Annotated in this window: 10 protein-coding genes; 3 read left to right on the top strand and 7 right to left on the bottom strand. The window is 49.8% G+C overall.

Features of this window, described 5'->3' with window-relative positions; genetic code table 11:
- From esaA to OVA33_RS09120, 5 genes are all read right to left on the bottom strand, one after another.
- On the bottom strand, window positions 1–3,126 hold the full coding sequence (gene esaA / locus OVA33_RS09140; protein ID WP_025650215.1) for a type VII secretion protein EsaA: 3,126 nt from the start codon (window positions 3,124–3,126) through the stop codon (window positions 1–3).
- A complete protein-coding gene (gene essC, locus OVA33_RS09135; protein ID WP_025650214.1) occupies window positions 3,123–7,598 on the bottom strand; it encodes a type VII secretion protein EssC in 4,476 nt (1,491 codons plus the stop codon). Before essC ends, esaA begins: the two co-directional genes overlap by 4 nt.
- Before the next feature lie 54 nt (window positions 7,599–7,652).
- A complete protein-coding gene (essB, locus tag OVA33_RS09130) occupies window positions 7,653–8,939 on the bottom strand; it encodes a type VII secretion protein EssB (protein ID WP_025650213.1) in 1,287 nt (428 codons plus the stop codon).
- A 14-nt stretch (window positions 8,940–8,953) separates the two neighbouring features.
- Window positions 8,954–9,193: an ESX secretion system protein YukD gene (locus tag OVA33_RS09125; RefSeq protein WP_003152015.1), complete on the bottom strand. Its 240-nt coding sequence runs from the start codon at window positions 9,191–9,193 to the stop codon at window positions 8,954–8,956.
- 75 nt (window positions 9,194–9,268) lie between these two features.
- Complete coding sequence (locus OVA33_RS09120) at window positions 9,269–9,562, bottom strand: WXG100 family type VII secretion target (RefSeq protein ID WP_003152013.1); 294 nt, start codon at window positions 9,560–9,562, stop codon at window positions 9,269–9,271.
- Between the two features lie 315 nt (window positions 9,563–9,877).
- Here OVA33_RS09120 and OVA33_RS09115 point away from each other — a divergent pair, with 315 nt between their 5' ends.
- From OVA33_RS09115 to OVA33_RS09105, 3 genes are all read left to right on the top strand, one after another.
- Window positions 9,878–11,107: a sporulation transcriptional activator AdeR gene (locus tag OVA33_RS09115; protein WP_014418775.1), complete on the top strand. Its 1,230-nt coding sequence runs from the start codon at window positions 9,878–9,880 to the stop codon at window positions 11,105–11,107.
- A 103-nt stretch (window positions 11,108–11,210) separates the two neighbouring features.
- Window positions 11,211–12,341 (top strand): alanine dehydrogenase, encoded by a 1,131-nt coding sequence (ald, locus tag OVA33_RS09110; protein ID WP_003152011.1) that lies wholly within the window; start codon window positions 11,211–11,213, stop codon window positions 12,339–12,341.
- A gap of 117 nt (window positions 12,342–12,458) precedes the next feature.
- Complete coding sequence (locus OVA33_RS09105) at window positions 12,459–13,136, top strand: YukJ family protein (RefSeq protein ID WP_007613467.1); 678 nt, start codon at window positions 12,459–12,461, stop codon at window positions 13,134–13,136.
- Window positions 13,137–13,180: 44 nt separating this feature from the next.
- Here the strand turns inward: OVA33_RS09105 and OVA33_RS09100 are convergent, their stop codons facing one another.
- Both OVA33_RS09100 and OVA33_RS09095 read right to left on the bottom strand, forming a co-directional pair.
- Entirely contained in the window at window positions 13,181–13,396 is a 216-nt protein-coding gene (locus OVA33_RS09100; protein ID WP_017419431.1) for an MbtH family protein, read from the bottom strand.
- An 18-nt stretch (window positions 13,397–13,414) separates the two neighbouring features.
- Window positions 13,415–20,542 (bottom strand): amino acid adenylation domain-containing protein, encoded by a 7,128-nt coding sequence (locus OVA33_RS09095; protein WP_128974218.1) that lies wholly within the window; start codon window positions 20,540–20,542, stop codon window positions 13,415–13,417.
- Window positions 20,543–20,546: the final 4 nt, after the last annotated feature.

Raw genomic sequence — 20,546 nt, 5'->3', positions numbered from 1 at the left:
TTACGCCTCATAAGACTGATCACTTTCCTCCGTTTTTTCCGCAAACAGCCGAATGACGAGCGGAAGCGCCGCCGCAATCAGCGTAATGATCGCAAGAACCGTTACCCCCAACGCAAACAGATGGCCCGTTCCGTATTGGATATCGATATAGACTTTCGAAACCGGACTGTCAAAGGTGAAGTTCGGCATAATCAGGTCGATCAACGGCGCCACATAAAAGAGAATGAGCGCGGATGATGCGATCCATCCGGTAATTGAGCCGAAGACAAAGGCTGCCCGGATAAAAGCTGAACTCGCCGCAAGCAGGAGAATCGTAAAGACTGACCATTTAATCGTCTGATCATCCGGAAGCGAATAGATATTCAGACCGAACAGACTGATCATCAATCCGACCATAATGTTTAAAATCCCAAAGAGCGCGCCTTTGACAAGAAGCGGCGCCTGCTGATAATACGAGCTGAAATAGCCGATCAGAAGACTGCTGATCAGGACGATCACCAAAATGACGACCGGCGGAACATTCTGAACCCGGTCTTCCGGCACCTCTCCGCTGATTTTAAGCGGATTGGCGAGATAATCGTAAACATAGCCGTTTTCCTGTCCGTCAACGAGCGCGTTCCCTAAAATGCCGTACACGTCATTTCTGATCAATTTCGTGGAATCGACGTTTTTGCCCCAGTTGCTGTTCAGGGTGTCCGCTTTTTGCTGGACGTCATTTACGCTTTGCTGCATATTGTCGGTATAGCTGATGATGCCGGACTGGCGTTCTGACAGATGGCCCATCGTGTCAGACATTTGCAGGACTTCGCGGCCGACGGTATCCTGAGCGCCGAGCGCCATCGTTCCGGTTAATCCGTCTCCGCTGAACGCGGCCGCTTCCTGCACAGCACCTTCAGCCAGCTGATCGGATGCTTTCGCCGCGCTGTCTGAAATGCTGGCAAGCTCATTGAGCACTCCCGCTTGTTCATCTCTGATATACGAGCTGTAGTTATCCGAGAATTCGGTCATGCCTTTAATAAAATTGCTGATGTCTTCATCTGTCTGCATTTTATTGTTTTTCAGATTTTCCCAGCTTGCCGTTTCTTCCGGTTTGATGGCGAGAACGGTTTGGACTTCGCCTTGCTGGGCTTTCAGCACCCGGTTTTTCACATCAGGCAGCGAGCCCGCGTCAAGAGAGTGATAGAGTGTCGCCTCATACAGGGATAAATCATTATAGTAACTCATTAAATCGGATATCTTTTTTGTATTAATGTCAGCGGCAAATATCTGTTCAAGAGCAGATTTGCGGCCGCTATCCAATGACGGGTAGTTCAGAATGTTCTGTTCTGTTCTTACAATCATTCTGTAAACGGTATTGAAGTCTTGTTTTCTCGTTTCTTCTGATTCTTCCAGCTTTTTCTTTAATTTTTCTGCGCGTTTTTTGACGTCATCAATCTGGTCTTTAAGGCCTTGGATTTCTTCATCAAGAGCATCGAGACGTTTTTTCAGTTCTTCATTATGAGTCTGCTGTTTCTCTTCCAGCTCTTTTTCAATTTGCTGAATGCGTTCTGCGGCTTGGTTCAGCCTTTCTTTCGCCTCAGATATGTCCGTGCCGCCGTCCCCTTCAGAATCGTTTGGATCGTCCGCCGGCTCATCAGCAGGCGGAGTGACGTTTTCAGCGGCTGTCGCGGTCTGGACGGTTTTTGGCTCCTGATCGCCTGTGTTATCGGAAGCAGGCTGCTCTTCTTTTGTGCCGTCTTCCGTTTTTCCGTCTTCTCCGGGATTCGTTCCGTTATTCGGATCGGTATCGCCGGAGTTTTCACCGTCATCGCCTTGGCCCGGTTTTTCCGGTTCCGGTTTTTCTTTTTCCGGTTCTTTTAATCCGTCAGAAATGTGATTGATTTCAGCAGAGATGCGTTTTAATTCTTCACGCTGATCGTCAAGGTCAATTTTCAGATCGCCGGGTTTTTCTTCTTCCGGTTTTTCTTCTTCATTCGGGTCATCCGAGCCGTCATCCCCCGGGTCCTTTTCCGGAACGGTTAATGCCGGCCGATCCCTTTTCATAAGGGTTTGAATGCTGTTCAATGTTTCAAATCTTGCTTGCGCTTTATATTGAGTCAAATAATTGTTCAGTAAATTGGATTGAATATCTGCCATCCCGTGTTCCTGCTCAGGAATCTGCGCTTCTCTCACCTGTTGGGCGGCCAAAAGAGACGATCCCGTCTGGTCAAGCTGTGTCTGCGCCCGATTTATGCCTGAAGACAGCCCGCTCATCATCGTGCTGAACTGGTTGGCGGCCTGCTGTGCTTTAATGGCGTTCAATCCGGTTGTGATTTGCTTTTGATTTTGTTCCTGCGCGGCCATCAGCAGTTTTTTCTGATTTTCTTGATATTGTTTGTAGCGCTCGACCGTGTCGGCAAAGTCTTTGAGCGTGGTTTTGGCTTCATCTGCCGAGGTCAGTTTTTCTTTTACCGCGCCCTGCGCTTCATTCATTGATTTTTTCAGTTCGTCAATCAGGTCTTTTTGCCGCTTGATTTCACCTGCCAAGTCATTGGAGCTCGGCTTGTAAAAGTTGTACATGACGTTTTGAAACTCTGATTCTTTATTGACGATTTTGTCAAAATCGCCTCGGACATTGTTCACTTTTTGTGAGACGAAATTCCAATATAATGTTGACATTTTTTTATTCATTGATTTTTGGGCGTCTTCAAGCTCACGCTGCACCTTTTCTTTGTTGACGGCGTTCAGGTTGCTTTGAATATTGAATGTCAGCGTGGCTTTTTGCGGACGCTCCTTGTCATAGCTTAAGATGTCTTTTGAAAAATCGGATGGAATGTAAACGACGGCGTCATACTTCTTAGCCGCCAGACCGTTTTCTGCCGCGCTCCTGTTGACAACCGTCCATGAATAATCCGGACGGCCGCCGAGAGCGGCCGCTACTTCTTTGCCGAAATGGACGGATTCCTCTTCCTCATTTTCATCTGTTTGTAAGCCCATATCTTCATTCACGACTGCGATTTGGCGGGTGGCGTTGATTTTTTGTTTTCCCGGGTCATCGCCGATAAACCGGAAAAACAGCACCGGCAGCAGCAGAATGATGACGACCGCGGCTATTAATTTGATCAGGCTTTTTCGTTGTTCGGTCATCTGACGGCCTCCCTTTCCGCTGAACATAAAGGTATTTGGATTTTTTGCTCCTTCCCGTTTTCAACCAAATAGCCGAAGCCCGGCTGAATGTCCGGTTCCTGCCTTTGGTAAGGCAGCGGAATGACATTTTGTTCGGATTTTTTCACAAGCAGCATCGCGTGGCGGATCTGTTTCATTTCCGTCGTTAAGGAATCATAGCCTTTTGAGAATTCGCTGTGATTGCCCGCCGGGATAAAACTGAAGCCCACATGCGCGTAAGATTTCATAAACATCGCCAGCTTGTCCTGTATGGCGGTGTCGATCGTCTGCTGGAATCTTGTAATGCCGTCGGCCATTAACACGACCGGAGAGAAACTGAGTTTGTGCACAACGCCATTTTTGATGGCCTGCGTATACTGAGCTTCGCGCTCCGTGAAAATGGCTTCTGCCGTTTCGATCCACTGCCGGACGTCTTCTTTTGTGTCCAGATAGCTGACCTTTGTTTCCTGCGCATACTGCGACAGTCCGCGGTCAATCGAGTCAAACAGCCCGACCCGTTCCGCACCTTCACGCAGCAGGTGATTCAGCATCACTTTCAGGATATTTGTTTTTCCACGCTGTGTCTGGCCCAAAATAAGACAATGTTTATTTTTACCCAGATCAAAGTACACAGGGCTGACCTTTTCCTCATGAAGCCCGACAGGAATGCGGAACGGTTCTTGTTCCGGGCCGAGACGGAGTGAAAATTCGCCGGCCGTCAGCATATCCGGAAGCATCGGAATCGGGTCTGGACCGGCTGTTCCGGCGTGGCGCTCAGCTAAAGCTTTGACATCAGCTTTCAGCGCCTGGAACATCTCGAGGTCATTTTCCGCTTCAGCCGGAAGAAACATTTGCGCGAAATACAGTTCTTCTTTTTGGATCATGACGCGGCCCGGGATCGGTTCGAGACTGAACGGCGGACGCCCGTAAATGGAGTATCCTTCTGACTGATCCATTAAATAATGGACGACTTTCGTTTTTATGTTGTTTAACAGCGACTGGCGGACGGCGTTTACCCTCGTTGCGGTCAGCAGGAAGTAAATGCCTAAGCTTTGCCCGTCGCGTGAAATCTGGATAAATTCCGTTTCTAATTCATGCATTTCATCTTTGACGATGTCGAAATTGTCAATTGTGATAAATATCAACGGCAGCTCTTCTTCACTGAGCGAATTGTACATTTTGATATGGCTGACTTCTTTTTCCCTGAACAGCCGTTTCCGCCGCTCGATTTCTTCCTTGATGCGGATCATGAATTTTTCGATCTTTCTCATTTGATCCATTAAGAAATAGTCTGCGGTGTGCGGAAGCTTTGCCAATGGCAGAAGCGTGCCGTTTCCGAAGTCAAAGATGTACATATGAAGCTCTTCCGGCGTGTATCCTTCCGCGAAGTTCATCAGGAAGGTGATGGCAGCCACTGACTTGCCGTAGCCGGATGAGCCGAAAATGCCGATGTTGCCGTCATCCATCATCGTGTAAGCGAGAGGCGCCTGTCTTTGCTGATCAGGCTCATCAACGCAGGCGATGAAGAACCGGTCTTTTTCCTGCGCGGGGTAAAGCGTGCGCGGGATACGTTCGGCAAGCGGCGGAAGCCACGGGCTCGGCAGCTTTTCAATGCCCATTTCATTTTGAATCCGCTCGATTTCTTCGACTACGGCTTCTATTTCTGCCGGGGCGTCTTTTTTCGCCGCATCATCCGCATCCACCTCAGACAGCGGAATTAAGCCGGTATCGGTAACGATGGCAATGTCATCCTCGGTGCCGTATACATCTTCCATGTAAGGGGCGCCGCTCCAGGCAGACTGGAACTGCTCATACACTTCGTTATTTCCGACTTGCAAGTAGCCGCGTCCGGTGACCGTAATATTCGCCGCATCACTGTTTTTCAGGATTTCTTTACTGTCACTTGCATCCTGCACTTTCAGCGCGACCTTAAAGCGTGAGTTGCTCCATATTTGGTCGTCAATGATGCCGCCCGGCTTTTGCGTGGCGAGAATTAAATGCACACCAAGGCTCCGTCCGATGCGGGCCGCGCTGACAAGCTCCCTGATAAAGTCAGGCTCTTCGCTTTTCAGCTCGGCAAATTCATCTGAAATCAAAAACAGGTGCGGCATCGGAATATCCGTTTCTCCCTGTTTATACAGCTTTGTATAATCATTGATGTGATTGACGCGATATTGATCAAACAGCCGCTGCCGTTTTTTCAGCTCGCTCTTAATGGATGCAAGCGCCCTGATACTGAAGTTTCTGCTTCCTTCAATATTCGTGATCGTCCCGAGAAGGTGCGGCATTTTGCGGAACGGCTGCGCCATTCCTCCGCCCTTATAGTCAATCAGCAAAAACGCCGCTTCATGCGGGTGAAAGTGAACGGCCAATGACAGGATATACGTTTGCAGAAATTCACTTTTCCCGGAGCCGGTCGTTCCCGCCAGCAATCCGTGCGGCCCGTGCGCTTTTTCATGCAGGTTTAAATAAACGATGTCGTCTTTTCCTTTATAGCCGATCGGAACAGCCAGCGATTTTGCAGACTCACTTGTCTCCCACTTCTGCCTGATGCCGATTTCTTTTACTTCCTTCGCATGAAACAGCTCGAGAAATGAGACCGTTTCAGGAATGGAATTCGTCATTCCGACCTGATGGTGCAATGTCCGAAGCGTCCGGGAAAACCGCTCGTTGTTTGTCCGTTCATGCCTGTCCAGCTTAAACGGGATCTGCACCGCTTTTTTCTGCTGAATGAGAATGTCTCCCTCATCTTCATTAATGTAGCGGACGAGGGTGTGAATGTTTTCTGCCAGGCTTTCCTTTGTTTCCGCGGCGATGATGGCCGAGATGCCGAGATGCTCATGCCGGCCTTCGATGTATTCTAAAATGACGTGCTCTGCGATCAGCTGCTGATTTGTGATGACAAAGACAAAATGCGGCTGAAAGATCTTTTTTTCTTTATCCTCTTCCAAATCCCGCTCCCGCAGCAGCTCGTAAATGGACGATAACAATTGATCACGGGTCTGTTCATTGTAAATAAATCCTTTCGCATACATATGAGGCAGCTGAAATTGCGGCAGCCACTTCATCCATTCCCATTCCTTATATTCGTCCTCATGAAAGATAAAGACAAATCGCAGGTCATGGTAGCTGTTGAAGAACGCGAGCTGGCCGATCAGCTGGTGAATTTCATTTTTGACGATCTGAGGTTTCCCGACAAGCCCCATCGGCCCTTCTTGTAAATCAACGGTCACGGGCGCATGGCGGATATCTTTATACACACGCTGCATGTGCTGCGACTGCTCCATCAAGTCATCCACATCACGGTTCGCCAAGTCTCCGCCGCTCATTGAAATCTCGTAGCTTGACGGGACCGTGCCCGTTCCGAGCCGAAGCATCAGAAAATCCCTGCTTTCCAGCGATTTCTCCCAAATGCGGCCGCTGATTTCAGAAGTTAAATATTTCATTTTTTCAAACGGGGGAAAATGATGCGTCAGCACGTGCAGCTGTTTTTCCGACAGCGTCTGAAGCTCTTTCCGTTTGCTTTCTAAATACTGCTTGTACACACGCTCCCGTTTTTCCTCCCGTTTTTTCCGCTGGTTTTTTTCACGGAAATACTGCACGGTGGACGTAATGAGAGTCATCATAAACATCGCCAAAGAGACAAGGATGAATATGCCCCTCGGCTGTATAATGGCGACAACCCCCATTACAATCAGCATGACCACAGGAGGCAGAATGACGAGCCACAGCCCCCGGTTATTCTGTTCGCTTTCCTGCGAGGGAAAGCTGAATGAAACGCGGTCTTCGGGAAGATCGTAGACCATGCGCGGCGTTCTACGATATTGCGGGTATTTCTTTTTCATTTCGGTGCTTGGTTTTACCGTTTTGGTTAAACCGGCTTGAAGCTTTTCGTGATGAATGATTTCTAAAAGGTCGTCCTCCGTCAGCCTCACACGCAGAAAATTCCACAGCAGCTCATCTCCCGTCCGGAGCCTTTCGGGAGCTTCTGCAAGCTTTCCGTTCACATAAACTTCCTGGCCATCAGGAACGACAGACCAGCATCCTCCCGACTTTCGCAGATAAAAAGCCCCTGTTTGAGCGGAGGACGGCTCTTTGTATATATCCGCTTCCTCTGTTTCTGATGAGAAAACGATCTCATCCTTCCCGCCGATAAAATACACGGAGGATTCTTCCTGGTCAGGGGTGAGCAGAAGCCGCATCGTCTCTTCTTCAATCCGGCAGGGCATTTCATTTCCTATTGTCAATTCGCCGGCACAGTTATTTCCCAGGAAAACATCATAACGATCTGTTTCTTTCCGATAAAGGGTTGCGGCGTTTTGCCGTAACGGAAGTGTGCCGACCGTGATTGTATCTTTCATATCCGGACCGATCGTAATCGGCTGAGAGGGCGGGAGTTCAGACAGCTGAACCTTTTGTACGTGCTCTCGGTAAAAGACCCATAACAGACTCATATGGCGAACCTCCTGACAGCCTGATCGTTACATGCGGCCATTTGATGTGTGCTGTTATTTTTTTTCATCTTTTTTCTCATCTTTCTTGTCGTTCTCTTTGTTATCTTTCGCTTTGTCTTGTTTGCTTTCATCCTGTCCGGCGGAAGCTTCGGCGGTGTCACTGTTTTCCTCCGCTTCTTTATGCTGTTCCTCCGCCTCTTTTTTCGCCTTCGCAAGCTCGCTTTCCACGGCGTCCAGTTCTTTCTGCTTTTCGTCGTCTTTCATACTGTCATCCGCTAATAATTGCTGTTTATATTTTGTAAGTCCGAGCCAGATGTACGGGTTGTACTCAAGATTGCGGCCGATTTTGATGGCTTCTTCATTTTCCCCTCTGCCGATATCAATCCAATAAAGGAAGTGCTTCGGGTCTGATTGCAGCGTGACCAGATTCCCGATGTATTTCCGCTGTTCTTCCCTCAGATTTTCAACTGCCACATAAGAGGAAGCAAGCTCGTACTGCACAGATTCCGGGAGGCTTTCCGCATCGTATTTAGCGAGTGTGTCAATGACTTTGCTGTACTGCTGATTTAAAAAATAGCGGTTGCTTTCCGTAATTGCCTCTTGCTTCGGCTGGACGAAAAACAGAACGTATAAGGAGTAAAGAAGTGCCGGCACAAGGAGGACGGCAAGCGCCAGACCGGCGTATCTTTGGATTTTCCATTTCTTTTTCGGCAGTTTTATGTATGTCTTGTCCCTTTCTTCGAGGGAATCAATTGCGGTTTGAATGGCTTCTTCCAGTTCTTCAATCGTCTCCGCCTCTAACACGCTCTTCACCTCAGGAGAGAAATGAAGCGTCTCCTTGTACTTCAAATATTCATCGAAGGTGTACGCCCCGTCAGCTGCAAGCGCCGCACAGGCTTTGAGCTCTTTTAACACCCTCTCTCTATCTTCCTCATAAGGCGGAAGGCTCTCCTTTACGCCGTAATGAAGAAAGTAAGGCGTCAGCGCTTTATCAAACACGATATTTTCAGGGGCGGCAATCAGATTGAGACGTTTCAGCTTATGCTGTTTCACGGCTTGGACGAGACGGTAGGCAAATTGCCACCTGCTTTTTTTATCTTTTCCTTTTATATAGCGGAAAGCCTGATAAGAAGAAGGAGGTTTGATTGTGATGGTTACTTCGTCTTCTGAAACTGAGACCTCTTTTTGAAAAAAAGGATCAGCATCTTTAATCACATTCGCTTCCAGCCCGTCAAGAAGCTTGATTTTTTCCCGCTGGAAGGTGAACGTGAAGCCTGATTCGGTTTCTTCCCGGACGGCGTCTAATTCTGTTTCTAAATAAGATCTGTTATGACCTGTCATTCCACCATGTCCTTTCATAAAATTTCAAGGCGGTCTCCGTTCGTAATGCCGCAGTCAGATAGCTTTTGTTCTCCGGAAAAAACCGTTTCTTTATTGACCACTCTGATCCAATAGCCTTCACGCGGCGGAACGGATACATGCTGAGCCTGCCGGGCAATATCAATGACTTTTTTCACAGAATGGTAATCTGACAATCTGAGATCGAAGACGCTGCCGTTATAATGTGTTAAATCTATTGTAATATCGATATACATATTCATATCACCCTTACATAGAAAGAGCGCCGTCTTCTTGATTGAATCAGGCGCTCCGTTTCTTCATTCATCTTATTATCCGCGAATTTGGTTAGCGATATCTTGGTCGGTAGACTCAAGCGTATTTGCCGTTTGATCGAGCTGATGATTCACATCTTGAAGCAATTCAGACATTTTAATAAATGAAGGTTTCAGCTGCTCATATTGATCCGCAAATGCTTCACTTGAAGCACCTTCCCACATACCTTTCAAATCAGAAATCATGCGGTTCAGGCGGTCAACCTGATTCATGACTTCCTGACTTTCAACGCCATATTGCTTAGCCATCGCTCTTAGCTCTTCGGGTGTGACACGAATTAATCCAGACATATTCCTTATACCCTCCTGTGTCATCAGCCTAAATATGGGCTAATTCACTTATTTTTTGAACGTCATTATTATAAAAACAACCAATCGGCACAGTCAAACAAATCTGTTTTAATTTTACAAAATGAGTCTTATGATATATTGGATTTTTCGGCATATTTACACATTTTGTAAATATAGTAGTATGATTTTCTTATTATTTTCGTTTTCGTCGAATGATCTCATTGTCCTAGTCCATTTCCCTGCAAAGATGCCTTTCAGTCTGAAAAGCAAGATGGTAAGATCAAGATATGAAGCTATGAAAAAGTAGGGATACAGATGACCAATCCAAAGGATCCATTTAAGTACAGTTTCGACAGGCTTGAAGATGTTGCCGACCATATCAGTGAAGTTCTTCAATGCCCCATTACAATAGAAGACGTTAATCATAAACTGCTTGCATACAGCACGCACAGCGATTGTACAGATCCGGCCCGGACGTCGACGATTATCGGGCGGAGGGTGCCGGAAAAAGTCATCAACAAACTGTGGAAAGACGGTACCATTCCGGCCCTTTTAAAAACGGACCAGCCGATCAAAGTGAAAGAAATTGACGAGGTGGGCCTGAGCAACCGCGTGGCGATTTCCATCTGGAAAAACAGTCAGGTTCTCGGATTTATTTGGGCGCTTGAGATCAAAAAAAAGCTCAATGACGAGGATCTGAAGACACTTCAGCTGGCAGCCAAAGCGGTGCGGAACAAACTTTTGCACCTGCAGATCCGCAAAACGAAAATCGAAGAGCGGGGCCAGGAGTTTTTTTGGAAAATGCTGACCGGCCATATTTATCAGGAAGCCGAAATGGCCGAAGGGTTTCATAAGCTCGGGATGGCGCTGCCGTCCGTGTTCAGCGTCATGATCATCCGTTTACATGATGAGCTGACTGAAAAGACGGAACAGCAGCTGCAATATTTGCAGGAAACGACACAGCAGATTCATGTCATGCTGGCGACTGTTGATTCAAATGAATTAATCTTATTAGCCGCGCCGAAAACCGATCAGCCTTTTAAAGATTTAAAGCACTTCGCCCTTCATATTCAAAAACAGCTGAAGGAACGATATAAAATTGAGGATGCGTCGATTGCGGTCGGCGGTATTTACGAATCGATTTCTTATGTTTACCGCTCCTATCAGGAAGCGCTTTCCGTATTAAAAGCGAAAGAGCGGTTTGTGAGAGAAACCAAACACCTTTTCAGCTTTTCTGAACTCGGCATTTATCAGTACCTTGATGTGTTGGATGAAAAACGCAAGCACAGCGGCTATATGAACTATTCCCTCTCAAAGCTTGAGCAGTATGACAGGGAGCACCAAGCCGATATGGTAAAAACGCTCGAACATTTTATTGATGCCGACAGCAACGTCAACACCGCCGCTAAAGCGCTTAACATCCATGTCAATACATTGAATTACAGGCTGAAAAGAATCAGCCAGATCGCAGAAATCGACTTAAAAAATGTGAATGAAAAGTTTACGATTTACCTTGATATCAAACTTCGCAGCATGGGTTCGTGAAATTTCACAAATCCGTGTTTTTTTATTTTCTGTTTCAAACAAAGAATTTTCGCAAAAATCGCGCTACACTTGAAGCATCACACAAACATTGGGGGAAACAGACATGATTATCGGGGTTCCAAAGGAAATCAAAAACAATGAAAATCGAGTGGCATTAACACCTGGAGGCGTTTCACAGCTTATCGGAAACGGCCATCGGGTTCTTGTGGAATCCGGAGCGGGACTCGGAAGCGGCTTTACAAATGAAGATTATGTATCAGCAGGGGCGGAAATTCTGGAGGACAGAAAGCAAGTATGGGATGCGGAAATGGTCATGAAGGTAAAAGAACCGCTGGCTGAAGAGTATGCGTATTTCCGTCAAGGTCTGGTCTTATTCACTTACCTTCATTTAGCTGCAGAGCCGGAATTAGCTAAAGCGCTTACAGAAAAAGGCGTGACAGCTATCGCGTACGAAACGGTAACGGACGGACGTTCCCTTCCGCTGCTTACGCCGATGTCCGAAGTGGCCGGCAGAATGGCCGCGCAAATCGGGGCTCAGTTTCTTGAAAAACCAAAGGGCGGAAAAGGAATTTTATTAGCCGGCGTACCGGGTGTATCCCGCGGAAAAGTCACGATCATCGGAGGGGGCGGCGTCGGAACAAATGCCGCGAAAATGGCTGTCGGACTCGGTGCCGATGTGACAATGATCGATTTGAACGCAGACCGCCTGCGTCAGCTTGATGATATTTTCGGGCATCAGATTAAAACATTGATGTCAAACCCTGTAAATATTGCAGATTCCGTCGCGGAAGCGGATCTTCTGATCTGCGCCGTGCTCATCCCGGGAGCCAAAGCGCCGACTCTCGTTACGGAAGAAATGGTTAAACAAATGAAACCGGGTTCCGTCATTGTTGATGTTGCCATCGATCAGGGCGGCATTGTGGAAACCGTTGATCATATTACAACCCACGATAATCCGACTTACGAAAAACACGGCGTCGTTCACTACGCTGTCGCCAATATGCCGGGCGCCGTACCGCGTACGTCTACGCTCGCATTAACGAATGTAACCGTTCCTTACGCGCTTCAAATCGCCAATAAAGGCGCGGCACAAGCCATTGCAGACAGCCCTGCGCTTAAAGCGGGCTTAAATACGGCTAACGGACATGTCACGTATGAAGCCGTAGCCAAAGACTTAGGCTATGACTACGTGCCTGCTGAAAAAGCAATGCAAGGTTCGGCTGCAAAAGCTTAATAGATATGAAGAGGACAGCCTGATCAGCAGGCTGTCCTTTTTTCTTTCTCATAAAAGGAAAAACGGCCCCCTGTCTCGAATATCAATTCATATCCCGGAAGAAAAAGGAGGATTCATATGGCTGTTCAGCACTATGGTGTATTAAAAGGCACTGTGTCAGATATGAAAAGGGAAACAGATGATGATTCTCCGCATTTTCAAGTCGAGGTGCTAGGCGAGCCTGATACGCGCTATCGCTGTGCGATCAATGTCATGTCAAGTTCAAAAGAATCAGAGGTTCTGTATGCGGCACGCGATCATTTTGACGCAAGCGCGATCACCCTGCTGCCCAACATTCCGTATGGATATACCCCAATTGATGAAACCAGCCGTGAGCTGGCGCTGGATTATGTCCGCGGCGGATTGTTTGATCCCCGGAACATGGTGCCCCTCCCGCATGAAGTCACCGGTCCGGATAATGACTTAAATGACTTTATTGAGACGTACATGCAAAAAGCCAAATCAGAAAAAGCCACCGTCTATATTTACGGCTCTAAATTCGGGCCGGAGCCGGGCGCTGATAAGATTTTCGGGTTCAAGCCGACAAACGGCATGCATAATATTCATATGAATCAGGGAAACCCAATTGATACACGCTGGAAGAAGGATAACGGAACATGGCACGACGGCGGTATTTTAATCCAGTTTGCAGACCAGTGGGCCGCGGTCTTTTTGGCTTTTCTGTCTCAGTCATGGTGCACGAATGAAGAAGGCCACCCTTATACATTTTGTGATCATACACAGCTTAACGGCTGATGTCCGCATAAAAAGCCTGCCGAAATAACGGCAGGCTTTTCTTATTACATTTTAGCGGCTTCGGCCTGTTTCAGGCTTTCCGGCCTCATATCACGCCAGTTTGTTTCAATATATTCGAGACAAACGGGGCGGTTTTCATTCGTCAGGCGGGTTTCCCAGCCGTCCGGCACATCCAGATAGGCCGGCCACAGTGAGTACTGGCCTTCAGCATTGACGAGCACATGGTATGAGCCGTCTTCCCGTTCAAATGGATTTGTCATATCATCTCTTTCCTTTCTTTACCGGACTGTACGCCGTCCGTTTAATTTCTCTGCCAGAATCGCGCCGATGTCGGCAAGCGGGCCCGGCTGGCACATATCTTTATGGCGGCAGTCTAAGTCATACCGCTCGATTTTCCCTGTAATATACGGTTTCCAAGTATCCGGCTCAATCGGGTCAAACCACTCCGGAATAATCGTGGATCTGAAGAACAGCACATTTCCGTGGAACGGCTTCGGCTTGTATGTTCCTAACAGCCCGACAGAATTAACGTACGTGTCTTTCAGATTCATCATCACTGACTCGTCCAGACTGGCTAATGCGCTTCCCTCACGGCGGAGAATGGTCAGCGCGGTGTCAAAATCAAGCGGCTGATCCCCGAGGCTGTCCGGGTCGTACCCTCCCAGGGCAAGCAGCGCAATGACGGCTTCCTCGTCATCAGGCGCATTTTTTATCGGCAGAAAATGATTCGGATACGCGTCAAGCATCACCAAAAGCGAAACCTCTTCGCCCCGGCTCTGTAATTGTGTCGCCATGGCCTGAATGACATTCCCTCCGAGAGACCAGCCGAGCAGACGGTACGGCCCTTTCGGCTGCACGGTGCGGATTTTTTCAATATAATCCGCCGCCATGTCATCTAAGCTTTGCGGAAGCGGTTCTTTTTTTCCGATGCCTCTCGCCTGTAAGCCGTATATCGGATAATCAGCCTCTAAAGAAGACATCAGCCCGGCATAACACCAGCTGAGACCGCCGGCCGGATGGACACAGAACAACGGTGTTTCTTCTCCTGCCGTTCTGAGCGGAAGAAGAACATCAAGCGCGCTTGTGCCCGTTCCTGACTCAAGTCTTTCAGCAAGGCTTGCCACCGTAGGAGCTTCAAATAATGTTCCGATACTGAGCTCGGCTCCCATCGCTTCCCGAATACGGCTCATTAAATGAACCGCAAGCAAAGAATGGCCGCCTAAATCAAAAAATCTGTCATCAATACCGACACGCGGCAGATGAAGCACCTCTGCGAACAGCTCACACAGCATTTCTTCCTGCGGCGTTCTCGGTCCCCGGCCGGTGACCTCCGTTTGGAAGTCAGGCGCAGGGAGCGCTTTTCGGTCAAGCTTTCCATTCGGTGTCAGCGGCAGTTCATTCATTTGGACAAAAGCTGACGGAATCATGTAATCCGGCAGGCTTTCTTCGGCAAACCGGCGCATGTCCCCAGTGTCCAAGGTGCTGCCGGCAGATCGGACAAGGTAGGCGGCCAGCCGTTTATCTCCCGGCCGGTCTTCACGGACGACTGCGGCGGCATCCTCGACATCCGGATGTTTGACGAGAACCGCTTCGATTTCTCCCAATTCAATCCGGAAGCCGCGGATTTTAATCTGATGGTCCGCCCTGCCCATATAATCAAGAGAACCGTCCGTCCGCAGACGGGCTAAATCCCCCGTCCGGTACATTCTCGTTCCCGGCGGGCCGTACGGATCAGCCACAAAGCGTTCGGCGGTCAGACTTTGCCGCCCTAAGTAGCCTCGCGCCACGCCCCCTCCGGCAACATACATTTCACCCGTTATGCCCGGAGGCACGGGCTCCAGCCGGCCATCAAGCACATATACGTTCAGATCAGGAATGCCGCAGCCGATGAGGCTGTTTGCTCTCAGTTCGGCAATGTTTTTGTCTAATTCAAGGTAACTGACGTGCACCGTCGTTTCCGTAATGCCGTACATATTCACGAGCACCGGCTGATTGTCCGCGTGGCGGCTGTACCAATCCTCAAGCCGGCTCAGCTCAAGCGCCTCGCCGCCGAAGATGATATATCTGAGTGCGAGCTGACGCCCCAGCTCTTTGTGTTCTTTTTCCGCATGCATCAGCTGGTAAAACGCTGATGGCGTTTGGTTAAGTACGGTCACTCGCTCTTTCACGAGGAGATGTAGAAACGCTTCCGGCGATCTGCTGATGTCATGCGGCACGACGACGAGACGTCCGCCGTGAAGCAGCGGCCCCCATATTTCCCAGACAGAGAAATCGAAAGCGTAGGAGTGAAACATCGTCCACACATCATCAGAATGAAAGTGATACCAATGCCGCGTCGACTCAAACAGCCGGATAACATTGCTGTGCGGAATGATGACACCTTTCGGCACACCTGTTGATCCCGACGTGTAAATGACATAGGCCGGGTGAAGCGGCGACAGCGGACGAATCCGGTCAGCGTCCGCAGGGTTCGTGACGGCATATCGCTCAAGTGTTTCTTTATTCTGCGGGTCATCCAGGATGAAGGCCGGCATGCCGCTTTCGATAGAGAGCTTACTTGCGCCTTCACGGTTGGTGAGCATAAATACAGGCTTGGCATCATGTAACATAAAAGCAATGCGGTCCGCGGGATAATCAGGATCAAGCGGCAAATACGCTGCCCCCGTCTTCAGGACGGCTAACAGCCCGACAATCATATCTAAAGAACGCGGCAGCGCCAGTGCGACAAACTGCTCCGGGCCGACGCCGCGGGCAATCATCATGTGGGCGAGCTGATTGGCTCTTTCATTCAGCTCTTGATAAGTGAGCCCGCTCTCTTCAAATACTGCCGCCGTTTCATCCGCTTTTGCGGCGGCCTGTATTTCAAACAATTCAGGCAGTGTCTGCCGAGGCTGAATATGCTGTTTTGCCCGTTTAACCGGCAAAAGCTTCCGGCGCTCTTCATCAGAAAGAATGGTTAAGCTTCCGATCGGTTTATCCGGATGTGATGCGGCATCTTCGAGCAGAAGAAGCAGGCGTCCGGCAAGTGCTTCAGCCGTTTCTTTTCTGAATAAGTCCGTACTGAATTCCAGCAGACCTTCAATACCGGCAGGCGTACCGTCGTCATGGCGCTGTTCAGCCAATTCCAGCGTCAAATCAAATTTGGACGATCCGACACTGCTGATTTGCAGGCTTGTTTCCATATCAGGAAGACTGAGTACAGGATCAGGCGTATTTTGGAATGCGAGCATCACTTGGAACAGCGGATGTCTTGATCGGGAACGAACCGGATTCAATTCTTCCACGAGACGTTCAAACGGCACGTCCTGATGTTCATATGCTGCGAGATTCATTCCCCTGACCCTTTCAAGGAGCTCACAAAAGCTCGGATCGCCAGAGGTATCGGTTCTCAGTACGAGTGTATTAATGAACATACCCACAAGGTCTCCCAATGCGTCATCACTGCGGCCGGCTATCGGACTGCCGATCGGAATATCGGTCCCTGCACCGAGCCGGGTCAGTAACGCGGAAAGCCCTGATTGAAGCACCATAAACAGGCTTACGCGCTGATTTCTGGCAAGTGAGAGAAGACGGGCATGAAGCTCTTGGCCGATGTTGACCGGAATGACGCCGCCCCTGTAGCTTGATTCAGCGGGACGCGGAAAATCAGACGGCAGCTCCAGCTGATCCGGTACATTTTCAAGCGTTTTCTTCCAGAAATCCAGCTGGCGCGCAATTAAGCTCTCAGAATCAGACGCGCTGCCTAAAAGCTGCTGCTGCCAAAGCGCATAATCCGCATATTGAACCGCCAGCGGCGCCCATTCTGCTTTTTCACCTGTTTGCCGGGCGATATAGGCTATGGATAAGTCACGCATGAGCGGATTCAAGGACCAGCCGTCGCCTGCGATGTGATGCAGGAGAACCATCAGCGTATATTCGCCGTCACCAAGATCAAACAGCTCAGCCCGGACGGCCGGCTCTTTAGCGAGATCAAACCGATATCTTGCCGCAGCGGCAAGCATGTCTTGGAGCTCGTTTTTGTCCGCACGTGTCACGGTAAACACAGGGCGGGCTTCTTCAGCAGATAAAATGAGCTGATGAGATGATCCCTTATTTTCCGGAAAAACGGTGCGCAGGCTTTCATGACGGCTGACAACATCGTAAAAGGCGTGTTTCAGCGCTGATTGGTCAAGCTTGCCTGACATGCGGACAATCACCGGAATGTTGTAAGTCGGGCTCGGCCCTTCAAGACAGTAGAGAAACCAAAGACGCAGCTGCGCAAATGACAGCGGGATGTGCTCCGGCCGGTCAAACGGCTTGAGCTTAGGGCGCGCACTCTTTGCGGTGTCAAGCTGTGCGGCGAGCCCGGCAACGGTCGGCGTATCAAACAGACGGCCGATGCCAAGCTCTGCGCCCATCGTCTCCCGGACCCGGCTCATCAGGCGTCCGGCTAAGAGCGAATGTCCGCCCAATTCAAAGAACCCGTCATCAATTCCGACCCGCGCGAGACCGAGAACTTCGGCAAACAGATCGCATAATATTTCTTCCTGCGGCGTCCGCGGCCCTCTGTCAGACAGGACAGCGGAAAAATCAGGTGCAGGCAGAGCGCTGCGATCGAGCTTCTTATTCGGCGTCAGCGGCAATTCTTTCAGCTGTACAAACGCGCCCGGCACCATATAATCCGGCAGGCTTTCGCCTATATATTCACGAAGTCCACCGATATCAAGGGGCTGATCCGCGACAGCATAAGCCGCCAGCCGCTTATCTCCCGGCTGGTCTTCACGGACAATGACGGCGGCCTGCGAAATACCCGGGTATTTCGACAGCACTGACTCAATTTCTCCTAATTCTATCCGGAACCCGCGGATTTTAATTTGGTGATCGGCTCTGCTGATATAATCAAGCGAGCCGTCCTCACGCCAGCGCACGAAATCTCCCGTCCGGTACATCCTCGCGCCCTCGGGGCCGTACGGATCGGCAATGAATCTTTCAGCTGTTAAATCAGGACGGTTATAATAACCTCTGGCAAGCCCCTCGCCCGCGATATAAAGCTCGCCCGCGATTCCCGGCGGGACGGGCTGCAATGCGGCGTCCAGCACATATACCCGCGTGTTCCAAATCGGCGTTCCGATCGGAGGCGCCCCCGTATGGTCTTTTGCAAGCGGCTGTGCGGCCGACCAGATTGTTGTTTCAGTCGGCCCGTACAGATTCGTCACCGTACAGCCTGATTCAAGCAAAGCATGCATAAGCGCGTTCGGAAGCGCCTCACCTCCGACAAGCACCCGCAGCGCCCGGAGAGAATCCGGTTCATTGGTGACTAATGAATGCCACAATGTCGGCGTTGCCTGCATGATTGAAATACCGTATGAGTGAATCATGTGCGCAAGCGCCCGCGGTTCCTGAATCGTCTCTTTACGTGCGATGACGCACCCCGCCCCGCTGATGAGCGGAAGGAAGAGCTCAAGTCCGGAAATATCAAACGCCGCAGTCGTAACGGCAAGCAGGCGGTCTTGTTCGCCGAGCGGGAACATTTCCCGCATGGATAAGAGGAAATTGCTTACGCTTTTTAATGTGACGACTACGCCTTTCGGTTTGCCCGTTGAGCCCGATGTATAAATGATATAAGCGGGGTGCAAAGGCGAACATTCCGCCTGAGCGGGACAGTCAGCATTTTGAGCGGCAACGGTTTTTACCGTATCCGGGTCATCGAGAATGATCCTTTTTGCATCACTGTCTTCCGGCATGCGGCCGGATAATTCCATCGTTGTAATCAGGCATGCAGGCTGTGCATCTTTGAGCATGTATGCGATCCGCTCAGAAGGAAAATCAGGATCAAGCGGCAGGTATGCGGCTCCCGTTTTCAAAACGGCCAGCATACTCACGGCCAACTCCTGTGACCGCGGAAGCTGCAAAGCGGCAAATTGTTCCGGTCCGAGCCCCTTTTCCTTTAGCATGCCGGCAAGCTGGTTCGCGCGCTTGTTCAATTCGGCATAGCTGAGCTCTTCGTTTTCGGTGATGATTGCCGGCCGGTCCGGTGTTTTTACGGCCTGTTCGTAAAACAGCTCCGGCAGACTTTTCTGCTTCTCGGCCTTGCGCGTGTCATTCCAGCTTTCCAGTACGCGGAGACGTTCACTTTCAAGCAGAAGGTTGAGTGTGCCGATTTTTTGTGTCTGGTCTTTCACAGCGGATTCCAACAGAAGCAGGAATCGTTTTTGATGGTTTTCAATATCTTCGGCGCTGTACACTTCCGGATTCGCATCAAAGTCCACACGCATTCCGCTTCCGTCCGCTCTGTCGTAAACGTTAATTGACAAATCATCAACGGGCCCGGCTGATAAATTATGAACGGTGCCCGGCGCTCCGGCGAAATCAAGCGCGTAATCAAACGGCATCACATTGACTTGCGGGCCGAACAGCCTGCGATTTTCTCCGAGCAATTTAAGGTCGCGGCGCATATCTTCATGGCGGTATTTCTGATGGCGCCGAATGTTTCGGATTTCTTTTGCCACTTGGCTGACGGCCTCATGAAAATTCATATCCGGGCGAAGAGAAAGCCGTAAAGGCAGAAGATTCATGACCATACTCGGAATATTCAGTGAAATCGAGCCGATCCGCCCCATCATCGGTAAGCCGATCACGATATCCCCTGCGTTTGTCATCCGATGGACATATACCGCCGCTGCGGCCGTGACGGCTTCATGCCAGTTCGGAATCGCTTTTACATGCTGTAAAGCCGTTTCAGAAAGATAAGCCGTGCTTCTCCGAAAACGTGTTGACGTTCTCGGCGCTCTTTCCGCCAAACTGACGACATCAGGTTCATCCGCAAATTTCTCCATCCAAAATTCCCGATCTTTCAGGAATTGATCAGACGCGCGGTACTCTTGATCTTCTTTTACCAGCTCCTCCAAAGAACCGAAGGAGCGCCCATTATCCGGACGTCCCTCCCGTATTGCGGTGTACACTTGCGCCGTACGCCGTGCCAGCAGTGAAAAACCGTAGCCGTCTATCGCAATGTGGTGAATGCGCTGATACCAGAAAAAGCGTTCCGGTCCCGCCTGAAATAAAATGTCGCGGAACAAAGGCCCGGCCGCCATATCGACGGGCTCAGCCAAATCTGTCTGCATGAGTCTGAGTGCGGCCTGCTTCGGATCAGCTTCTGAACTCACATCTATGACATCGATCGCAGCCTCAAATGGAGGATTGATGATCTGCTTCGGCCCGTCTGCTCCCTCTTCGAAGCGGGCGTGTAATGACGCGGCTTCCGTCAGCACGCGTTCGAGAGCGGTTTTAAATATGTTCACATCGATCGCGCCGTTTATCTCAACGTACTCGCCTGTATTGTAAATCGGATTATCAGGATCAAGCTGCTGCGCAAACCAGATACCGGCCTGTGCGCCTGTCAGAGGCAGCTGTTGTGTATCATGCATTCTA

Source organism: Bacillus sp. KICET-1, assembly GCF_027721405.1.
Lineage (GTDB): Bacteria > Bacillota > Bacilli > Bacillales > Bacillaceae > Bacillus > Bacillus velezensis.
Note: the sequence above shows the minus strand (reverse complement) of the source record. Positions and strands in the feature narration are given on the sequence as shown.